General features: G+C 68.6%; 21 protein-coding genes. 5 read left to right on the top strand and 16 right to left on the bottom strand.

Going from position 1 to position 19,563, the window contains the following annotated elements; genetic code table 11:
- Window positions 1-73 precede the first annotated feature (73 nt).
- Window positions 74-1,282, top strand: coding sequence for a YaaC family protein (locus AB0N03_RS23245; RefSeq protein WP_364375280.1), 1,209 nt, complete (start codon window positions 74-76; stop codon window positions 1,280-1,282).
- Between the two features lie 8 nt (window positions 1,283-1,290).
- Here AB0N03_RS23245 and AB0N03_RS23250 read toward each other — a convergent pair whose 3' ends face one another.
- On the bottom strand, window positions 1,291-2,478 hold the full coding sequence (locus tag AB0N03_RS23250) for a hypothetical protein (RefSeq protein WP_364375283.1): 1,188 nt from the start codon (window positions 2,476-2,478) through the stop codon (window positions 1,291-1,293).
- A 659-nt stretch (window positions 2,479-3,137) separates the two neighbouring features.
- On the opposite strand from AB0N03_RS23250, the gene AB0N03_RS23255 reads away from it, so the two are divergent.
- From AB0N03_RS23255 to AB0N03_RS23265, 3 genes are all read left to right on the top strand, one after another.
- Window positions 3,138-3,392, top strand: a complete 255-nt coding sequence (locus AB0N03_RS23255) for a hypothetical protein (protein ID WP_364375286.1) — start codon at window positions 3,138-3,140, stop codon at window positions 3,390-3,392.
- Window positions 3,393-3,511: 119 nt separating this feature from the next.
- Complete coding sequence (locus AB0N03_RS23260) at window positions 3,512-3,862, top strand: helix-turn-helix domain-containing protein (RefSeq protein ID WP_364375289.1); 351 nt, start codon at window positions 3,512-3,514, stop codon at window positions 3,860-3,862.
- 101 nt (window positions 3,863-3,963) lie between these two features.
- Window positions 3,964-4,578 (top strand): transcriptional regulator, encoded by a 615-nt coding sequence (locus AB0N03_RS23265; protein ID WP_364375291.1) that lies wholly within the window; start codon window positions 3,964-3,966, stop codon window positions 4,576-4,578.
- A 149-nt stretch (window positions 4,579-4,727) separates the two neighbouring features.
- Here AB0N03_RS23265 and AB0N03_RS23270 read toward each other — a convergent pair whose 3' ends face one another.
- The 15 genes from AB0N03_RS23270 to rsmD all read right to left on the bottom strand — a co-directional run bounded on the left by AB0N03_RS23270 (window position 4,728) and on the right by rsmD (window position 17,242).
- Window positions 4,728-5,888, bottom strand: coding sequence for an MAB_1171c family putative transporter (locus AB0N03_RS23270; protein WP_364375294.1), 1,161 nt, complete (start codon window positions 5,886-5,888; stop codon window positions 4,728-4,730).
- On the bottom strand, window positions 5,885-6,454 hold the full coding sequence (locus AB0N03_RS23275; protein WP_364375297.1) for a hypothetical protein: 570 nt from the start codon (window positions 6,452-6,454) through the stop codon (window positions 5,885-5,887). Before AB0N03_RS23275 ends, AB0N03_RS23270 begins: the two co-directional genes overlap by 4 nt.
- A gap of 308 nt (window positions 6,455-6,762) precedes the next feature.
- Entirely contained in the window at window positions 6,763-7,197 is a 435-nt protein-coding gene (locus tag AB0N03_RS23280) for an XRE family transcriptional regulator (RefSeq protein WP_364375300.1), read from the bottom strand.
- A gap of 58 nt (window positions 7,198-7,255) precedes the next feature.
- A complete protein-coding gene (mutM, locus tag AB0N03_RS23285) occupies window positions 7,256-8,113 on the bottom strand; it encodes a bifunctional DNA-formamidopyrimidine glycosylase/DNA-(apurinic or apyrimidinic site) lyase (protein ID WP_364375302.1) in 858 nt (285 codons plus the stop codon).
- Window positions 8,114-8,143: 30 nt separating this feature from the next.
- A complete protein-coding gene (locus AB0N03_RS23290) occupies window positions 8,144-9,499 on the bottom strand; it encodes a polysaccharide lyase 6 family protein (protein ID WP_364375305.1) in 1,356 nt (451 codons plus the stop codon).
- 89 nt (window positions 9,500-9,588) lie between these two features.
- Window positions 9,589-10,338 carry a ribonuclease III gene (rnc, locus tag AB0N03_RS23295; RefSeq protein WP_364375308.1) on the bottom strand — a complete coding sequence of 250 codons (750 nt, stop codon included), beginning with the start codon at window positions 10,336-10,338 and terminating at the stop codon, window positions 9,589-9,591.
- 13 nt (window positions 10,339-10,351) lie between these two features.
- On the bottom strand, window positions 10,352-10,534 hold the full coding sequence (gene rpmF, locus AB0N03_RS23300; protein ID WP_013223689.1) for a 50S ribosomal protein L32: 183 nt from the start codon (window positions 10,532-10,534) through the stop codon (window positions 10,352-10,354).
- 70 nt (window positions 10,535-10,604) lie between these two features.
- On the bottom strand, window positions 10,605-11,207 hold the full coding sequence (locus tag AB0N03_RS23305) for a YceD family protein (protein WP_364375311.1): 603 nt from the start codon (window positions 11,205-11,207) through the stop codon (window positions 10,605-10,607).
- Between the two features lie 115 nt (window positions 11,208-11,322).
- Complete coding sequence (locus tag AB0N03_RS23310) at window positions 11,323-12,987, bottom strand: IS1182 family transposase (RefSeq protein ID WP_364375314.1); 1,665 nt, start codon at window positions 12,985-12,987, stop codon at window positions 11,323-11,325.
- A gap of 209 nt (window positions 12,988-13,196) precedes the next feature.
- Window positions 13,197-13,925 carry a DivIVA domain-containing protein gene (locus AB0N03_RS23315; protein WP_364375317.1) on the bottom strand — a complete coding sequence of 243 codons (729 nt, stop codon included), beginning with the start codon at window positions 13,923-13,925 and terminating at the stop codon, window positions 13,197-13,199.
- A 113-nt stretch (window positions 13,926-14,038) separates the two neighbouring features.
- On the bottom strand, window positions 14,039-14,713 hold the full coding sequence (locus AB0N03_RS23320) for a hypothetical protein (RefSeq protein ID WP_364375319.1): 675 nt from the start codon (window positions 14,711-14,713) through the stop codon (window positions 14,039-14,041).
- Window positions 14,713-15,213, bottom strand: a complete 501-nt coding sequence (locus AB0N03_RS23325) for a SigE family RNA polymerase sigma factor (RefSeq protein ID WP_364375322.1) — start codon at window positions 15,211-15,213, stop codon at window positions 14,713-14,715. The genes AB0N03_RS23320 and AB0N03_RS23325 overlap by 1 nt, the downstream gene beginning before the upstream one ends.
- Window positions 15,214-15,279: 66 nt before the next feature.
- Complete coding sequence (locus AB0N03_RS23330; protein ID WP_364375325.1) at window positions 15,280-15,999, bottom strand: ribonuclease domain-containing protein; 720 nt, start codon at window positions 15,997-15,999, stop codon at window positions 15,280-15,282.
- A 141-nt stretch (window positions 16,000-16,140) separates the two neighbouring features.
- Window positions 16,141-16,626: a pantetheine-phosphate adenylyltransferase gene (gene coaD / locus AB0N03_RS23335; RefSeq protein ID WP_364375328.1), complete on the bottom strand. Its 486-nt coding sequence runs from the start codon at window positions 16,624-16,626 to the stop codon at window positions 16,141-16,143.
- 58 nt (window positions 16,627-16,684) lie between these two features.
- Window positions 16,685-17,242: a 16S rRNA (guanine(966)-N(2))-methyltransferase RsmD gene (gene rsmD / locus AB0N03_RS23340; RefSeq protein WP_364375331.1), complete on the bottom strand. Its 558-nt coding sequence runs from the start codon at window positions 17,240-17,242 to the stop codon at window positions 16,685-16,687.
- Between the two features lie 123 nt (window positions 17,243-17,365).
- Between rsmD and AB0N03_RS23345 the strand changes: the two genes are divergently transcribed.
- Window positions 17,366-19,483 (top strand): ATP-binding domain-containing protein, encoded by a 2,118-nt coding sequence (locus AB0N03_RS23345; RefSeq protein ID WP_364375334.1) that lies wholly within the window; start codon window positions 17,366-17,368, stop codon window positions 19,481-19,483.
- Window positions 19,484-19,563 lie beyond the last annotated feature (80 nt).

The following is a 19,563-nucleotide window of genomic DNA, read 5'->3' on the forward strand; positions in this document are numbered from 1 at the left end:
ATGGGTCCACGTGGACGCAAGGTCAGATAGTTATCCACCGCCTCCTCAATTTCAGAGTGAAGCGTTAAGCAGAGTGTCCGACATCGCAGCAGAGTTCGACTTCTCCATGCGATCACACGGTATCGCGTTAGAAATGCAGCAAAGTAATTACCTTAATAATCGCATATGCCGACCTCTTGTTAGCGCCCAGGCGACACTGGTACTCGAATCTGCAAATGCCGACCTTCTTTGGGATCAACTTCGCCGCGTGGCTTATGTTCCTGGCTGCTCGAAGCGTCTTGCTGGCACAAATTGGCCGGATCCGCAGGTAGTGGCTGACGAATTATCGGCATTTATTAGCCAAGCTGAAGTCTACTATCGCGCAGGCGAGGAAACGTCCGGGCCAAGTGCGGCATTGCAATACTACTATTCCTTACTAAACCTCGCCAAGGCCGAACTCCTTCTCTGGCGCCCTGACGCTATCATTAACCAGAAACTAACCCATGGGGTCAGCGCTGTTCATGCAACAGGAAACTTCGAAGATTGGCGGGTAAAGCCCCAGAGGGGTGGGGTATTTCCGTTGCTATATGAAAAGCGGATGGGCGTCCCTAGTTCACATCTTCCTGGGGAGATTAATCCCGATCAACTGTTCTCTCGATGCCTAGAGTCAGGTATGGAGTACATTCAAGTCAGAGGAAAGACGCTCCAGGCGGTCCCGCTATACCAGACCATCGTAACCGACGGCACCTACAGCTGGAGCCACTTGCTCATTGAAGGCTACGGAGTAATTCAGCAAAATAAGCCGAGCTGGGATCTTGTTCGGGAAATCTTCGAAGAACTTCCACCCCTCCATCATGGCAACCCTTGGCAGGTCTTTGCCCTATCATCGCGACTCAGTCTCGACAGCTTTGCACTATTGATTCCTTGCGATGGGAAATATGTGAGGTCGGGCGACGGTATTCACATTGGCAACCTGCGTTTGCCCGAATGGGAAGAGGAGCTAGCCGCAAGATTGCGTCCCATGCTGGGTCATCCACACGGATATTTCGATGGAACCCTAACTGTCAGCTTGTCGGATTCGGAGTTTGTAGGGCTTACATCAGATCTCGCTCGATATCTTTCGGTGTATCTAGTGTCGAGCCTGATTCGCTATCGGCCTTCAGCTCTCGACCTTCGATTAAACCCTGATCAGGCCTGGTACTTGGCGGCATTTACCAGGCAGGCCGCATTGCCCGCACTGCAGTCGGCCGCAAATGAAATCTTGGACAACGAGTTCGTTTTCCTGGATAGAGTCAGGGGCTAGTTCCTGATTTAGAGGGCAAGTTGTCCGTGTTCGGGTCGGCGATGGTCAAGTCGGGCTATTCGTTGCTGCTGGCGCACCGAGCCGATTTCCTTGGCGAGTGCGAGTGCCTTTCGGGCATGAGTTCGTCCTTGTTCGCGATCGCCGATTGCAAAGAGCGCACTGGCAAGATCAACGCGTAAGCCTGTCTCAGCACGGATGAACGTCGGATCAAGCTGGTCAAGGGCTGACAAGAGCACTTCGACAGCTCCACTCTCTCCGACCCGAGCGAGGGCGTGGCCGCGCCACCGCGCAAGGTGCGCAGAGTCAAGAGCAACATACGGCTCGTTCGCTGCAGCTGCGGTCGACGGCAGCAATGCCGCAGCACGGTCAAACGCGCGCAAGCTTGCTGAGCGCTGTCCGTCTGCGGCGAGTGCTTCGCCGGATGCTGCCGCAAGCCAAGATCGGAGCAGGCGGCCTGCTGTTTGCTGCGCCTTGCGCTCGGTCGCACTTAGCAACTCCGCCGCCGCTGCCGTTTCGCCAATCTCAATGAGGACAAAAGCCTGTTCGGCAGTGCAGTGCATCCCAAAGACTGCGTCGTCGGTCTCTGATGCCGCCGCTTTAGCCTGTTCATACAACTGCCATGACCTGGCGAGCGATCCCATGTCGAGGGCCTGCCACCCGGCGAGCGTGCCGAATTCGGCAAGCAAGGCCGCAAGCTGGCCCCGAACGCTTGGGGTCAAACTGTGCGCCCGTAAGCGGTTCACCTGGCTAATCTTGGTCGTGACTTCGTCATGAGCAGTGGCCGCACCCAACTGGCGATCAAGTCTACGGACTGCCGTTAGCTGAGACTGGAGCAGCGCCAGCACTTCAGGGTTAACCCGGCGGGCAGCACTGAGCCGTTGCCGTAGTTCATGCTCTCCCGGCTCAACGACGAGCGCCGTGTCCGGTCGAGCGAGCAGTTCGTCGATCGTGAGGCCCAGCATTCGTTCAAGCAGCCGCGCTGTCGCCGGACGGGGGCGGCCGACTGGCGAACCGTCAGGCCGACTTCCGGCGACGAGGCGCTTCAAGTGGCGTTCGCTGAGGGTTCCCGGCTCGCCGAAGCTGCGCGCGAACTCTTCAGCGGCATGAGCGAACTCCGCCAACGTCTGACGTCGCTCGCGGATCTTCTGCTCAAGGGCAGTGCGAGGCGCGGGTCCTCCAGCGTCATCGATAGCCATCGTCCATCCTCTCCTCGCATTCCGGTGAGCGATATGTCCCCGTTATGTCCCTCGCTTGACCTATCGCTGATATAGGCCCTTAAGTCAAGCTGATTTCACATCATACAGCCTCGTTACGCCTGGTCAGCATGTAGGAGGCGGAGCCCACCTCGGTCGCGTGGATCTGACCTGGCCGGCGGGACCTGCGGAGAAAGGTTTCAGGTGAGCTACGAACGGCAGGGAAGGGTCACGGGCCTATACGTGAGCTGGCACCGGAGCGACCGTGACGGCATAGACCACGCAGTCACCGACGAGGAGTTCGCTCGCTGCAGGCGCGACAACACCCGTGGGCGGTACGAGGCGCTCTGCGGGCATGTTGTGCTAACCGGATCGATGCTCCTGCCGCCTGGTCGCCTGTGTCCAGGGTGCTACGCGTTCCTGGTCGCCCGCTCAACACTTCCGACCGTGGAGCACCGCATCCGTCGAACGCGGCATCGGAAACCGTCAGTATGGCGTCGCTGGCTTCGAGGTTCCCGGTTCCCCGCCCTTACGACGTCTATCCCGCGTCAGCAGCCGCGACCGGCACCGGGGCGAAACGGTCGGGCCCCAGTTCCGGCGGGAGCGGATAGCGCCCCAATCGCGTCCGTTCCCGCCGGTACCCACGCGCTGCGGGGTATGCGGTGACGATCCGGCTGGTCTTTGGACGCCCGTTGCCGGGCACGGTCGGTGAGACGCGTCGAGTGGTGCACGTGTTCGAGGCGCCGACCGGAGACGAGGTGCCCGAGCGGCTGACGGCCTTATGCGGGTTGTCCTTCGGAGCGGGGGAACTGGAACGGCTCGACGCTCTGCGGGGCATGCCGTGCGAGTCGTGTCTGCATCGGACGCCGACACCCGATCCGGAACTGATCGACGGTGTGGCGGAGCCACGCCGGTGAACGATCTTCTTGTTCACGCATCCCGGGTCTTTTCGGTGGCTCGTGGTATTCGTCATGTGGCGACGGCCTGATCGACATTATGACCTTTGAGTTTGTTGGTGCACAAAGAAAGAGGAGTGTTGGAAGCGCCCACGGGGAGCCTGACTGATGCGGAGCGGGCAGAGCGCAACGTCCGGATGTTGGCCGCATGGTGTGCTGACACGCCGATGGTCGAGCTGGCTCGCGAGTTCGGCCTGTCGCTGAGTTGGACCGGCACGTTGCTGCGCAAGCTCGGTGCCGACGTGCCGGAGACCGGCCGTGGCATCAAGTGCCAGCTCGACGATTCGGAGGTCGTTGACCAATACGAGAGCGGTCTGACGGTCCGTGAGGTCGCCGGGCTCAACGGCGTGTCCTACGGCAAGACTTACCGGCTGCTCCAGGACGCCGGGGTGCGGATGCGCCCACGCGGCGGCAGGCCGCACATACGATGAGCAACCCGGACCGGCAAGGCAGGAAACCCGGAGTGATTGTCGCAGTGCGCCGTGAGGGGCGCCCTATCGCTGTCCCTAGCTTCAGCCGTGATCTTGATCCCGTGCTGCTCGCGCCCGCACGGCTGTTCGTCGTGACTCTGCTCGCCGAGATGCGCTGGTGCGAGTTCGGCTTCATCTGCGAAGCGCTCGGCGTCACGCCGCCCGCGCTGTCCACCCAGCTCGGCAAGCTCCGCCGGGAGGGCATCGTCCAGACCGAGCGGAGCAAGGCGCAGAGAACCTGGGTCCGGCTTACGCCCGAAGGTTGCGAACGGCTCGTGAACCACCTCGAAGCGCTGCAAGCCGTGGTGTCCCGCGCGGCCGCACTGGTCACCACCGGCGCCGCAGCGTGCGACGGCCCGCCAGCTACACCCGCCGAAATACCCGCCGACGTCGTGCGAGACCTCGTGGAGCACTACAACGCCGGGGAAACGATCGAAAGCCTGGTCGCGCGCCATCCGTACAGCTACCGCAAGATCCGCACCGCGCTGATAGACGCCGATGTCACGCTGCGCCCACCCCGGATTCCACTGCCGCCAACCCCGCCCGGGATGGTCAACGCCTACGCCAACGGGCGTTCGATCCGCCAGCTCGCAGTCACCTACGGCATGTCCTACAGTCAGACCCGGACCATCCTGCTCGCCGAGGGTGTCGAACTTCGCCGCCGGGGCCAGCCGTAACGCAAATAGGACCGAGGTAGTGCGGCTGGAGCACTTAAGATGTGCCCCGGCCACGCGCTAGCGCTCCATACGACTGGCGCGGCCAGCTGGCCGCGCCAGTCGTGCCAAGATCCGCAGGTCACAAGTAGGTAACCAAGAGATAGTCAGCTCTAACCCTGTTTCCCACTCACGACCCGCTGCCACGCCCGGCTCACCCGGACCAGCCAGGCCGCCTCCGTGGTGACGTCCGCGTCCGCGTCCGCGAGGGGGCCGGGCCCGCCCTGCCCCGGCTCGAAACGGCGGCCCTCCCGGCCTGCCTCGATCGCCGCGGCCAGGGTCATCGCCTCCACCGTCGGCGCCACCTCCGTCTCAGGGACTCCCGCGCGGCGGGCCGCCGTCTCCGCGCGGGCCGGGAGGTCCGGGTCGAAGTGGGGCCGGAGCGCCAGGTGACCGTCGCGGATCTCGATCACCCTGCGGTAGAGCGCGAACTCGGCGCCACCCGTCAGCTCGCGGCCGGGGTCCAGCGCGATGCCCGGCACCGCCGCGCGCAACGCCGTCCACAGTGGCTCGATGCGGCGGTACGCGCGGTACGCCCGCACCCGGCCGATCATCGACGACACCGCCGGCGACCACGCGCTGAGCGTCGCGCCGGCCGCCACGAAACCGATCGTCGTGGCGGCGAGCACCGAGGACGGCAGGTCCTCGCGCGCGCCGATCCGCGCTGTCGCGGCGAGCCGGCGGACGTCGTCGATGTCCCAGAACGTCCACGCGAACGCGGCGCCCACGCCGACCACCAGCAGCCACAGCCCGGTGCGCAGCGGGCCCGGCTCCGCGTGCCACGCGCTGCGGGCGAACACCGCGATCAGCAGGCCGAGGCTGATCAGGCTGTAGGCCAGGAAGACGAGCTTGTCGGCCAATGCGAACGGCAGGCCGGCGCCCGAGAAGACCGTGTCGTCGCCGACGCGCCGCGGCTCGGAGAGCGTGAAGCACACCGCGAGCAGCACCATCGCCGCGCCGGTGAACAGCGCGTGCGGCGCGAGCCGGGCACCTTCGCCACGCCACACCGATTGCGTGAACGCGACGGCGAACCCGATCGCGCCCAGCTTCAGCTCGTCGCCGGCCAGGCTGAGGACCCATTCGGCCACCGGGCCCTGGCCGGCGAGGGCGGCCATCGCGGGCGTCAGCACGACGATGCCGGTGGCGATGCAGATGCCGAACCCGGCGAGCAACCACATGGTGCGCACCGGCTGGCCACGGCGCGCCTCGACGAGCTTGTACCCGAACCCGGCGAACCCGACCAGGCACAGGTGGTAGGCCAGGGTCTCGATCACGGCGTCCGGCGGCGGTCCCGGCCACCGAAGAGGGAGTCGAAGCGCCGCAGGCCGTCCGGGACGTCGGGCGCGAGCTCGCGCGGCTCCCCGGGCCGGACGACGCGCTGGGCGAGCAGGCTCGCGACGAGCTCGGCTTCCCGTTCTTCGACCTCGGTGTAGGTGGTGCGGCCGAGCACGCGCCGGACCAGCTCGGGCGAGAGGTTCGGCATGAGCTGCCGCCCGGCGGCGGCGTCGATCGCCACCCCGTCCGCGCCGCCGTCGGGGCCGGTGTGGCCGCAGAGCAGGTGGCCGACCTCGTGGAGCAGGATGTGCTGCCGGTGCAGGGCGGTGGTGGTGGTCGGGTAGAGGATGTAGTCGGCGCGTTCGGTGCTCATGAGCAAACCGCAAGGAGTGCCTTCGGGAGCGCTGACGGGCATGAGCTCGATGGGGCGCCCCCGCCCGGCGGCCAGCCTCGCGACGAACGCCTCGGCATCGAAGGGCTCGGGAAGGGTGACGGCATCGGCGACCTCACGCGCCCGCTTCCACAGCGCGCGCCCCGGTCGCCTGCGCCACGGTGTACGCGCCACGTCAGCCCTCCCTCACGCCGCGACCCCACGGCTCCCGCCGGTTCAACGCGGCGGCGCCGGCGGGGATACGCGGGAAGAGCAAGATCGGGCTCACCGGTTCGGGATGCGCTTCCGGGTCCGAGGACGAGGCGGCGCTCGCTCGGCGGCGCGGGGTGGTGCTCGCTCGGCGGGCGGAAGGAACGCTCGGCCCCACCGGCGGTTCGGTACCCGGCCGGCCGCCAAGGGCGGCGCCTGGCCGGCGGCGGAAGGCAGCGCCCCGCTGGCGGGCCGCGGCGGCCGCCACCACGCTCAGGCCGAACGCCGTCACCTCAGGCCTCCCTCTTCGGTCCGCTGCGACCGGCCTCCCTCCGGGCGATCGCGTCGATCATGTCGCTGATCGTGTCCAGCCCGTCGGCCGACAAGGTCACCGCGCGCAGCGCCAAGTCGCGGACCCCCGCGTCGCGCAACGCTCCCAGCAGGGCCAGCTCCTCGGCGATCTTCTCGCTCTGCTCGTCGTCGAAGAAGTATGCCGGTGGCACTCCGAAGAACTGGGCCAGTGCTTCGAGGTGCCGCTTCGTCGGGTTGGTGCGACGGCCCGTGCGCAGCTGCCACAGGTACGTCGTCGAGAAGCTCTCGCCCGTTGCTTCACGACAGGCCTTCGCGGCCTCTTCGTTGCTGTACGGCTCCCGATCGGGCCTGCGGACCACGTGGAACAGCCGGTCGATCTTGTCGGCCAGCGTCGACTTTCCGGGCTCCTTGACCACGATGCACTCCCTCAGCTACCAGGCACTTTCATCCTAGCTGAAAGCTGAACACCATTTATCAACGCGAGTTCGCCCTCGGTCGCGGCTGGCAACGGGGACAGGAGAACGACGACCGGTTCATGAACGGCTCCCGCCGGATCGCCGTGCCGCACCGGTGGCACGGCAGCCCTTCCTGGCCGTACGCGTCCAGCGACCGGTCGAAGTACCCCGACTGCCCGTTGACGTTCACGTACAGCGCGTCGAACGACGTCCCGCCCGCGCCCAGCGCCGCGTTCATCACGTCCGACGCCGCGGACAGCAGCTCGCGGCCCTTCGCCATGGTCAGCTTCTCGGTCGGCCGGGCCCCGTGCAGGCGAGCGCGCCACAACGCTTCGTCCGCGTAGATGTTGCCGATGCCCGACACCAGCGTCTGGTCCAGCAGCGCCCGCTTGACCTCGGTGCGCCGCGACCGCAGCGCGCGCACCGCCGCGTCGAGGTCGAACGCCGGGTCCATCGGGTCACGCGCGATGTGCGCGATCGTGTCCGGGAGCAGCACCTCGTTGAGGTCGTCGAGCGCCAGGCCGCCGAACGTCCGCTGGTCGACGAAGCGCAGCTCCGGACCGTCGTCGTCGAAGCGCAGCCGCACTCGCAGGTGTTTCTCGTCCGGCGCGCCCTCGGCCTGGACCAGCATCTGCCCGCTCATCCCGAGGTGCGCCAGCAGCGCCTCCTTGTCGGACAGCTCCAGCCACAGGTACTTGCCGCGGCGCCGCGCCGCCTCGACGCGGCTGCCGACCAGCCGCTTCGCGAAGTCCTCCGCGCCCAGCGCGTGCCGGCGGATGGCGCGTGGGTGCAGGACTTCCGCCTCGCGGATGGTCCGGCCCGCGACGTGCGCCTGCAGGCCCACGCGGACGACTTCGACCTCGGGTAGTTCGGGCATACGACCATTGTGCCCGGCAGGTACGACAATTTAAGGCGCGGCCGGTCCGACGTCGGCCTTCGTCAGCGGGACCCGCGTCGCGCCGGAGGCGAGATACTCGTCCGCCCCGACGTCGAAGGCGCCCGTGCGGGCCTGCAGGTCGAAGTCCGTCGCCGCCGACGGGTACGAGCCCACGCCCGCGTTGATCGCCGGGCTCCCCGACGACAGCCGGTACAGCCCGGCCGCGTCCTTCACCAGCTTCGGGTCCACCGAACGAGACGGGATCCCCGCCGTGCCCCCGAAGGTGATGTTGCCTTCGTACTTCACCGTCGACCCGCTGGGCACCGTCACCAAAGTGCCGCCCGTCCCCTTGACGATGTTGTCCGCGACCACGCAGTCCTTCGGCTTGAAGTCGCCGCCGTCGCCGTCGATCACGCTCTTCGAACCCAGCACCGTGTTGTACGCGACCGTCACCCGATCGGGTCGATCGTGGAGCTTGCTCGCCGGCCCGCTGTCCGCCTCGTCGCCGGACCCGAACACGATCGCGCGGTCGCCACTGTTCGCGACGTAATTGTTCACGATCTTGTGGTCGTTGCCGTGGAACCGGATGCCCGAACCGAACAGGAGGTTGCCTTCGACGACGCTGCGGTTGCCGTGGCGCAGCACGATGTAGCCCACGCTGTCCCGGATCGTGTTGTACCGCACCACGTTGTCGGACGACTTGACCGAGATCGCCTCGCTGTCGCCGTCGGCCTTCTCGAACAGGTTGTTCTCGATCAGCGCGTTCGCCGGGTACGACTGGCGATCGCTCAGCCCGAGCCGGATCGACTCGCCGCCGTTCGAACCCGCGAACTGGTGGTTGAAGAAGTAGTTGTGGTGCACGTGGACGCGCTTCGCCATGGCACCGGACGGTCCGAGGATCTGCAGGAACACACCCTGGCTGGTGCGGTTCTGGAAGACGTTGCGGTCGACCACGGTGTCGTCACCGCTGACCGTGACCCAGTTGCCGTCACTCGTGAGCTGGAAATCGTTGCGGGTCAGGCGGTTGTGCGACGCGCCGGCCGGAATGCTCAGGGACGCACCGTTGCGGAACTTGAAGCCGCGCAGGACCACGTTGGAGACGCCGCTGCCGAAACCGAACGTCTTCGAGCCGGTGATCGTGGCCTTGCCGGTGTGTTCGGCGGCGACGGTCACGGGCGCGGAACTCGTGCCGGAGCGCTTGATCGACAGCGTCGAGGCCGCCGAGTACGAACCGTCGGCCAGGACGATCGTGTCGCCCGGATTCGCTTTGTCCAGCGCGGACTGCAGCGCCGGCAGCGACGTCACGCGGACCTGTGCCGCCGACGCGGACGGGCCGGGGACGACGACCAGCGCCGCCACGATCAGGGGAACCAAGAACAGACGCATCCGCCGGACCTCTCAGTGAGTAGCTGCGCGGCGGATGATCATCACGCTACTGAGTGGCCGGCGGAACCGTCAACAGAAGTTCCCGGTGATCAGGACTCCGGGTCGTCCTTCTTCTCGGCTTCGAGCTCGGCCGAAAGCGAACGCCAGGCCGTCTCGGCGGCCTTCTGCTCGGCTTCCTTCTTCGTCGACCCGTTGCCGTTGCCCAGCGGGCGGCCGGCGACGAGGACGGTGGCCGTGAACTCCTTGCGGTGGTCCGGACCGGTGTCCTCGACGCGGTACTCGGGCACGCCGAGACCGGCCGACGCCGTCAGTTCCTGCAGGCTGGTCTTCCAGTCGAGACCGGCGCCGCGCAGCGGGGCTTCGGCGAGCAGGCCGTCGAAGAGGTGGTGCACGAGCTTGCGGGCGATCTCGATGCCGTGCGCGAGGTAGACGGCACCGATGACCGCTTCCAGGCCGTCGGCGAGGATGCTCGCCTTGTCCCGGCCGCCGGTGAGCTCTTCGCCCTTGCCCAGCAGCAGGTGCGCCCCGAGCCCGCCCTCGCCGAGAGCGCGCGCGACCCGCGCCAGTGCGTGCATGTTGACCACGCTGGCGCGGAGCTTCGCGAGCTGCCCCTCGGGCAGGTCGGGATGCGTGTTGTACAGGTGATCGGTGACGACCAGGCCGAGCACGGCGTCACCGAGGAACTCCAGCCGCTCGTTCGGCGGCAGGCCCCCGTTTTCGTACGCGTACGAACGGTGGGTCAGCGACAGCTCGAGCAGCTCGGGGTCGAGTGTGACCCCGAGCGCGTCGAGCAACGGCGCCGGATCGGCTGGTGGTCCCCCGGGCGTCTTGCCCCCCATGTCGGCTACCCGATCAGGCGGGCTCGACGACCTGGCGACCGTTGTGCTGGCCGCACGACGGGCACGCGATGTGCTGGAGCTTCGGCTGCTTGCAGGCGCGGTTGGAGCAGGGCACCAGCTGCACCGGAGCCGCCTTCCACTGGCTGCGGCGGGAGCGCGTGTTGGATCGCGACATCTTCCGCTTCGGGACGGCCACGAGTAGATCTCCTTAAGACGGTCTGCTCGCGGTGCGAGCGAACTTCCTCCGCAACGAGCTGGGTCGCTCGTCAGGCTTGCTCAGCGGGACCCGGCGCAGGCTTTTCGCCCGCATTCTCGTCGAAGCGCTCGACCAGTGCGGCCCACCGAGGGTCTATCTTCTCATGCCCGTGTCCGGGCTCGAGATCGGCCCACTTGACGCCGCAGTCGATGCAGAGCCCGGCGCAGTCCTCGGTGCACAGCGGCGCGAGCGGCAGGGCGAGCACGACGGCGTCGCGCACGATGGGCTCGAGGTCGATCCGGTCGTCGATCAGCCGGGGGATCTCGTCCTCGTCGGTGGTCTCCTCGGTGGCCGAGCCCGGGTAGGCGAACAGCTCCTGGACCTCGACCTCGACCTCTTCGGTCACCGGGTCGAGGCAGCGCGCGCAGGTGCCCTTCGCGGTCGCCTTCGCGGTGCCGCTGACCAGGACGCCCTCGACGACGGACTCGAGCAGCAGGTCGAGCTCGAGCGTGGAGCCGGCGTCGATGGTGATGACATCGGGGACGCCGAGCGGCGTCTCCACCGGCACGCTGCGCGTGATCGCGCGGCTGAGGCCGGCATGACGGCCGAGCTCGCGGGTGTCGATCACCCAGGGGCTGCGGTCGTCGAGCTGGGGGGTCTTGTTCTCGGACATCCGGTCCAGGGTACGCACCGGTCGCCACGCCTTTTGAGCTGGACCCGCGCAGTCCCGGCGCCGGACAGCCCCCGCCGCTCCCAGGGATGCTGTTGGTTAATTGGGTTTTGGCTGCTCAGGCGGCTGGGTTGAGGGCTGCGAAGCGGCTGGTGCGGGTGCGGGCCAGCGGCGTGCCGGTGTGCCAGTTGTCGATGCGGGTGAGGTTGAGCGCAGCGGCGGTGAGTTGGTGTTGAAGCCGGGTTTTGGGGTGCCCGCGGTAGCGGGCGTAGCGGGCACCGAAGCGGTGCACGGCCTGCCCGATGGTGCCTTCGATCCCGGCCCGTGGCCGGTATTTCCGCTGCCAGGCCGGAGTTTTCTGCTGTTGGCGAGCGCGGGTGAGGGCTTCGTGTTCGGCGCGGGGCAGAAGTTTGAGGGTGCGGCCGTGGCTGCTGGCGGTGGTGCACGATTGCCGCAGCGGACAGGGCCTGCAGTCGGTGGCGGAGAACCGGACCTTGATGATCGGGTTCCCGTGCTCGTTGTTCTCCGATGACCAGCGGTTGCTGCGCTTGCCTGCGGGGCAGCTGACCTGCTTGGCGTCCCAGCTGATGGAGAAATCACCGGCGGCGTAGCCCTGACCGGCGACCGCCTGCCGGGCGGTGTCGGGCATGACCGGCCCGACCAGCTCGATCTGATGCTGCTCGCGGCTGGTGACGATCTCCCGGGCGGTGACATAGCCCGTGTCGACCAGATGCTCACCAGGTAGCAGGTCGCGTCCGGCCAGCCCGGCCTGGACCACCCCGGTCATCTCGAAGTCGGTGACAGTGGCGTCGGTGGTCTCGACGTGGGTGATCAGTCGTGGCCGACCGGGGTCACAGGTTTCGGTCAGGTGCAGCTTGTAGCCATCCCAGGCGGTGTGGCGTTTCCTGCCGGTGCGGGCGTCCGGCTCATACGGACTGACCAGCCGCCCCGCCGCCGGGGGCCGGTCTTTTGGGTCGCGCATCACCACCACCCGGCCCTCATCGAGGGTGTCGATGACCACATATTCCTGGATCCAGACCCGCCGCAACACCTGCACCTGCGGCAACTCCACCAGCTCGACCGGGGCGTCGGGGCCGGTCAGCAGGCCCCAGAGCCGGGTGCCGTCCGCGCCGACCCGCGCGGCCCACGCCTGCCGCTGCGCGTCGGTCTTGGGCAACTGGTAGTTCTCCACCCGCCGCCCATAGCGGTCGAACCAGTCCGGATCGGCGTGGGCGGCCAGCCAGTCCGGCGCGGTCTCGGCCAGCTCGTTCAACGCCGCCCGCAGCGTTTCCCCGACCAGCTCCAGCCGGTTGACCTCCCGGATCGCGGCCAGCACGTGGGTCGAGTCGGTCCGGGCCCGACCACGGGTCTTGAGCAGCCCTTTCTCCGCCGCGGCGGCCAGCACCAGGTCCAGGACCCGCTGCCCCGCATCCCCGGCAACCAGCCGGTCCCGGAACTCGGAGAGCACCGAATGATCAAACCCGGTGTCGGTCAGCTCCAGGCCCAGGGCGTACTTCCAGTCGATCCGGGCCGCGACCGCCTGCGCGGCCTGCCGATCCGAGAGGTCCTCGCCGTATTGCAGCAGCAGCAACATCGTCAGCATCGCCGGCGACAGACCGGGCTTGCCGCGAGCCGGGAACAGGTCTGCGAAGTCCGCGTCGGCGAACACCGGCCCGAGCGTGTCCCGTAACCGGAGGACCGGGCAGCCTTTCGGGAACGCCGCCCGCGCCACCCGGACCGTCTGCTCCGGAACCGGCCCCAACACCCCGGGACGCACCGACACCCTCGACCTCCACTCACCGAACCGACCATGACCACCCACATCATGCCGATCACCAGCAAAGATCAATTAACCAACAGCATCCCCAGGGGGGCGTCCCCGGCCCAGTTTATCGGGGCTGCCCGACAAAAAGCCGGGAAAGCCGTCGTCGCGGTCCGGCTGTCCACATCTCGGCTGAGCTGTGGACAAGCAGGCTCAAGGCGAGATTCGTGTCACACCTGGTAGTCGTACAGGGTCGGGCGGCCGCCCGAGTTCGGCAGGTTCGCCGGGGAGCGCAGGTGGTTGCGGCCCGAGTCCACCGTCCGCAACGTCGTCGCCAGCAGCTCCGAGAACTCCGCCAGCTTGCCGTCCACGTAGGCGTCGCAGTCGCCCCGCTGGCGGTCGGCCTCCGCGTGGGCCTCGTCGACGATCCTCGCCGACTCCGCGTGGGCCGCCTGGACGACCTCCGTCTGCGCGACCAGCCGGGACTGCTCGAGACGGCCGTCCTCGATGGCTCGGTCGTACGCGTCGCGGCCGGCCTGGATCATGCGCTCGGACTCGGCGCGGGAACGGTCGGTGAGGTTCTGGTACTCGGCCTGCCCGGCCGCGACCGTGCGGTCGGCCTGGTCGTGCGCGTCGGCGAGCATCTGCTCGGCGCGGGCGCGCGCGTCCGCCATGATCCGCTCGGCTTCGTCGGTGGCGTCGGCGATCGCGCGCTCGGCCTCGGCGTTCGCGCCGGCGACCGTCTCCCCCGCCTCCTTGCGGGCGGCGTGGATCAGGTCGTCGCGCTTGTCCAGCACGTCCTGCGCGTCGTCGACCTCCGCGGGCAGCGCGTCGCGGACGTCGTCGAGAAGCTCGAGGACGTCGCCGCGGGGCACCACGCAGCTGGACGTCATCGGGACGCCGCGCGCCTCCTCGACGATGGTGACGAGCTCGTCGAGCGCCTCGAAAACCCGGTACACGGCAACTCCAATCCCCTGTCGCTGAGATCAGTCTGCCCGTTTTCCCCGCGGAACCGGTGAACGCCACCGGCACCGGGCGTGTCCCCCTGGACCACGCCCGGTGCCGGACCCCCTTATGGCAGCACGAAGGCCGGATCGGTGATCACCTTCGTGAGCTGCTCTTCGGTCAGCGGGTAGCCGAGGCCGCCGATCATGATCACCGTCGCCCCGCCGGGGTGGTACAGGAACCCGGTGATGCCGTCACGCACGGGAGTGCCGTTTTCGTCCTGGTAGACGAGTTCGGAGAGCACGAGGACGCCGCCGTCGGGTTGCGGGAGCCGGACACAGCGCGCCGCCGAGCCGGACGCGGTGCAGAGCCGGTCGGCCGGCACGACCTGGTGGGCGGCCCGCGCCCCGCGCACGGTCAGCTGGAAGTTCCCGGGCCGTCCGCTCGAGTCGACGAACTCGGCCGTCACGCTCATCCGCTCCGGCCCGATGCTGTCGGCCGACGACCGGCCCAAGGTCAGGTCGTGGACGCCGGGCAGCACCCGCGTGACGGCTTCGCCGAGCGCCACCCGGATCCGGGACTGCTCGGCAAGCGACGGCGGCACCGGTGCCGCCGCGGGTACCACCGGTGCCGGCGACGGAACCAGGAACGCCGCGGCCACGACCGCGACGGTCGCCACGACCACCGCGGCGGATCGCCGCCGGACCTGCCTCGCCGCCCGGTCGGCGATCGCGTCGGGGTCGAAACCGAGCGGCGGCTCGGCGAGCTCCACGTCCCGCAGGCGGGTCTCGAGGTCGGTCATCACGCGCTCCTCTCCGCGCTGTGCTCGAGAACGCCCCGGAGGGTCTCGAGCCCGCGCGCGGCCTGGCTCCGGACGGTTCCTTCCGAGCAGCGCAGCACTTCCGCGACCTCCGCGGCCGGGAGGTCGACGCAGTAGCGGAGCACGACGGCGGCGCGTTGCTTCGGCGGAACTTCGGCGAGGGCACGCAGGAGCGAGGCGGAGATCCCGGCTTCGGGCTCGGTCGAGGGCCGGTCCGGCACGACTCCGTCGTGGCGTTCGCGATGGCGCCACGGCCGTCGGCGCTCGTCGAGCCAGCAGCGCAGCAGGACCTGGCGGACGTAGTTGTCGACCGGTCCGCGCCGGGTGATCTTCGGCCAGACGCGGTAGAGCTTGACCAGGGCGTTCTGCACCAGGTCTTCGGACAGGTGCCAGTCGCCGCAGAGCAGGTACGCGGTGCGTCTCAGCGCCAGCGCCCGTGCCCGGGCGAACTCCCGGAAGTCCGCGTCGTCCCCAGCGCGCATCGCGCCTCCCTCGTCGTCGTCCCGGTGTACCTCACGGACGAGGGGGCGCGGCGCGTTGCACGAGACTCAGGAATTCAGGTCGATCCGCTTGAAGGTGACGTAGTGGTCGGGCGTGTAGGCCAGCTCGCCCGCCTTGCCGGAGATCACGCGGTCGTTCGTGCCCACGTTGAACAGCTTGTAGTAGCCGGACGCGCAGGCCGGGAGCACGCCTTCGCGGTTCTCGTAGGTCGTGCTGCTGGTCGCGCCGCCGCGGACGTTGTCCACCACCGTGCGAGCCGCCGCGGAAAGCTGGGAGTAGCCGATCTTCGTGAGGCCCGACAGGTCGCCGCAGGCGTGCGTCGTGCCGCCGCCGCTGATGTCGATGACCTTGAAGGTGGCGTAGTGGTCACCGGTGTAGAAGTACTCGCCGCCCGAGCCGGTCACGATGCGGCGCGTGCCGCGGTTGCTCGAGCCGGGCGTCGGCACCGTGTACTCGTGGTAGTAGCCCGACGCGCAGGACGGGAGGATGCCTTCCCGGTTGTCGAAGACGACGCCGTCGTTCTGCGGGTAGGGGAAGGGGCCCCCCTTCTGGATCAGGTTGTACGTCGTCGTCGCCTCGGCGGGCAGGGCCGGCAGCGTCGTGTGGGAGAACCCGGAGAGGTTCCCGCAGGCGTTCTGGGCCGCGACGGCCGGTGAAGCCGGTGACGCTGTCACCGCTTCGGCGGCGGTGACCCCCAAGAACAACGCAGACAGCGTGGCCAGGAGCGCGAAGAAGACCGCGACCAGGCGTGATCGGTAGTTGGTCATTTTCGGACCGTAACCCGATCGGATGATCGTCAGAAGGCGAGAACGTGAACTCGGGCCGTGCGCGACGGAAGTCCCGACTTACGTAGGGGGCCGAACGACGGGAACCGGACGTCCGAGTTGCGGTCCTGTTTGGAGAGTCGGTCAGCGCCCGAGCTTCGGGAACTTCTCCGAGAGGCGCTCGTAGACCGATGGCGGGACCAGGTTCTCGACGTCGCCGCCGAGCGCCGCGACCTCCTTGACGAGCGAGCTGGACACGAACCCGTACACCGGGTTGTTCGCCATCAGCAGCGTCTCGACGCCGGTGAGCTCGCGGTTCATCTGCGCCATCTGCAGCTCGTAGTCGAAGTCGCTGACCGAGCGCAGGCCCTTGGCGATCGCCGCGATGTCGTGCTCGCGGCAGTAGTCGACGAGCAGACCCTCCCACGAGTCGATCCGCACGTTCGGCAGCTTCGCGGTGATCTCGCGCAGCATCTCCAGGCGTTCTTCGAGCTCGAAGAGGCCCTTCTTGCTCTTGTTCACCCCCACCGCGACGACGACCTCGTCGAACAGCAGGGCCGCCCGCTCGATGATGTCGAGGTGCCCGTTGGTGGCCGGATCGTAGGAACCGGGACAGACCGCACGCCGCATGGCGCGGACGCTACCGTGCCGCCGGTCGCCACGCCCGCTCTGCCGCGCGTGGCCCACGTCACGAAGTGCGGTAATCCGCCCAGAAGACCGCCGTGTCGCCGTACTTCTTCGCGCGCGAGGGCTCGAAGCCCTCCGGCCAGTCCGGCTCGCCGTCGCGGGCCGCGCGCTCGACGACCACGAGCGCCGCCGAACCCAGCCAGCCACCCGTCGCCAGCGAAGCCAGCACCTTGCCGAGCGCGGCCGCGTCCACGGCGTACGGCGGGTCGGCCAGCACCAGGTCGTACGGCCGCGGCGCGGGCGCGGCGACGACCGTCTCGACCTGCCCGGCCCGGACCGTGCCGCCCAGGCCCAGTGCCGCGACGTTGCCGCGCAGGACGTCGACCGCGCGGCGGTCGGCCTCCACGAACAGCGCGTCCGCCGCGCCGCGGGAGAGCGCTTCGAGCCCGAGGGCGCCGGAGCCCGCGTAGAGGTCCAGGACGTGGGCGCCGTCCAGCTCGCCCGCCGTCTCCAGGGCGTTGAACAGGGCCTCCCGCACACGCTCCGACGTCGGCCGGGTGCCCTTCGGCGGCACCTTCAGCCGCCGGCCGCCCGCCGTCCCGGCCACGATCCTGGTCACCTCTTGATTGTGCGGGGAGGACACGAAGCACTGATGGCCGGGACATCGGTGTGCCCGCCCGACCCAACGCGTAGAGTCGTTCTTCGCCCTCGGAGGCGATCCAGAGCTGTCAAGGAGCCATGCGTGTCGGAACCTCGGGTCAGACGGGCCGAGATCGCCATCGAACAAGCCCACGTCGATCGCGTGTACACCCGTCTGGACGAACTGCGCGTCCAAGCCGAGGCGATGCGCACCAAGGGCTACGAAATCGGCCAGGGCGCGCAGCGCGAGGCGATCTTCGAGCAGGCGTCGATGCTGTTCGAGCGCGACATGATGGTCTACCACGCCAACCAGACGCTCCAGACGCTCGACGCCGAGTACGAGGGGCTCGTCTTCGGCCGGCTCGACCACCTCGACGACGCCGAACGCACCTACGTCGGCCGGCTCGGCATCCGCGACGCCGAGTTCGACAACCTCGTGACGGACTGGCGCGCGCCGGCCGCGGCCGCGTTCTACCAGGCCACGGCCGAGGAGCCGATGGACGTCGTGCGGCGGCGCGTGATCCGCTGCTCCGGCCAGAACGTCCTCGACGTCGACGACGACGTGCTGATCGCCGACGCCGTGCCCGAGGACATGCAGATCGTCGGCGAAGGCGCGCTGATGGCCGCGCTCGGGCGCTCGCGCGGCGAGAAGATGCGCGACATCGTCGCGACCATCCAGAAGGAGCAGGACGAGGTGATCCGGGCGCCGTGGCGCGGCGTCACCGAGATCACCGGCGGCCCGGGCACCGGCAAGACCGCCGTCGCCCTGCACCGCGCGGCCTACCTGCTCTACCGCTACCGCCGTCAACTGGGCGGGGCCGGCGTGCTCGTGATCGGGCCGTCCGGGGTGTTCACCAGCTACATCTCGCGCGTCCTCCCCTCGATGGGCGAGACGAACGTCGAACTGCGCGCGCTCGGCGAGGTCCTCGACGGCCTGGAGGCGACGCGGCAGGACGCGGCGCCGCTGGCCGCGATCAAGGGGTCGCTGCGGATGCGGAAGATCCTGCTGCGGGCGCTGCGGGACACCCCGCCGGAGGCGCCCGAGGAGATGCGGATCGTCTACCGCGGCGAGGTCCTCAAGCTGAACGCGCGCGAGCTGGAGAAGGTGCGCCGCAAGGCCCACACGCAGGGCGCGCCGCCGAACCGGTCGCGGATCCGGGCGGCGGAGCTGCTGCTGGACACGCTGGCGGCGAAGGCCGAGGAGTACGCGAAGGCCGACGGCAAGCCGTTCGAGCGGGCCGAGCTGATCACCGACCTGGGTGAACGGATCGACTTCCACCGCTTCCTGGTCCTCTGGTGGCCGGTGCTGTACCCGGCGCAGATCCTGAAGTGGCTGGGCGAGGAGAAGCGGCTGGCTTCGGTGGCGAAGGGCGTCCTGAACCGGCAGGAGATCTCGCTGCTGGCCGCGGACCTCGCGGACCGGTCGCGGGGCTGGTCGATCGCGGACATCGCGCTGCTCGACGAGCTGCGCGTGCTGATCGGGCCGCCGCCGAAGCGCAAGCGCCGCCAGCTGATCGAGGTGGAGCCGCAGCGCTCCGGGGGTTCCCCGACCCGGCCCGAGCACTACGACGAGTACTCGCACGTGGTCGTCGACGAGTCGCAGGACCTTTCGCCGATGCAGTGGCGGATGGTCGGCCGGCGCGGCAAGTACGCGAGCTGGACGGTCGTCGGCGACCCGGTGCAGAGCTCGTGGCCGGACCCGGCGGAGGCGGCCCAGGCGCGCGACCAGGCGTTCGGCGTCAAGACGGCGCGGCGCCGGTTCACGCTGCGGACGAACTACCGGAACTCGGCGGAGATCTTCGACCTGGCGGCGAAGGTGGTCGCGAGGCACGCGGAGTCGGGCGAGCTGCCGGTGGCCGTGCGCAAGACGGGCGTGGAGCCGGAGGTCCGCCCGGTGGAGGCGGCGGGCCTGGCGGCCGCGACGCAGGCGGCGGTGAAGGAGCTGCTGGGCGCGGTCGAGGGCACGGTCGGCGTCATCACGGCGATGGACCGGGTGCCGGAGGTCGCGGGCTGGGTGTCGGGCCACGCGGACGAGCGGCTGAAGGTCGTCGGCAGCCTGGATTCGAAGGGCCTGGAGTACGACGCGGTGGTGCTGGTGGAGCCGAACGACTTGATCACGGAGTCGACGACCGGGCGCCGGGTGCTGTACGTGGCGCTGACCCGGGCGACGCAGCAGCTGATCGTGCTGGCCTCGAACCCCGACTGGATCCCGGCCGGCTGAGCGCCCCAATGTGGCCTTGGTTGCGTTCAACGCACCCAAGGGGCCCTTCGGTGCGTTGAACGCACCGAAGGCCACATTGG

The sequence above is a fragment of the Amycolatopsis sp. NPDC051061 genome (assembly GCF_040682935.1).
Lineage (GTDB): Bacteria > Actinomycetota > Actinomycetes > Mycobacteriales > Pseudonocardiaceae > Amycolatopsis.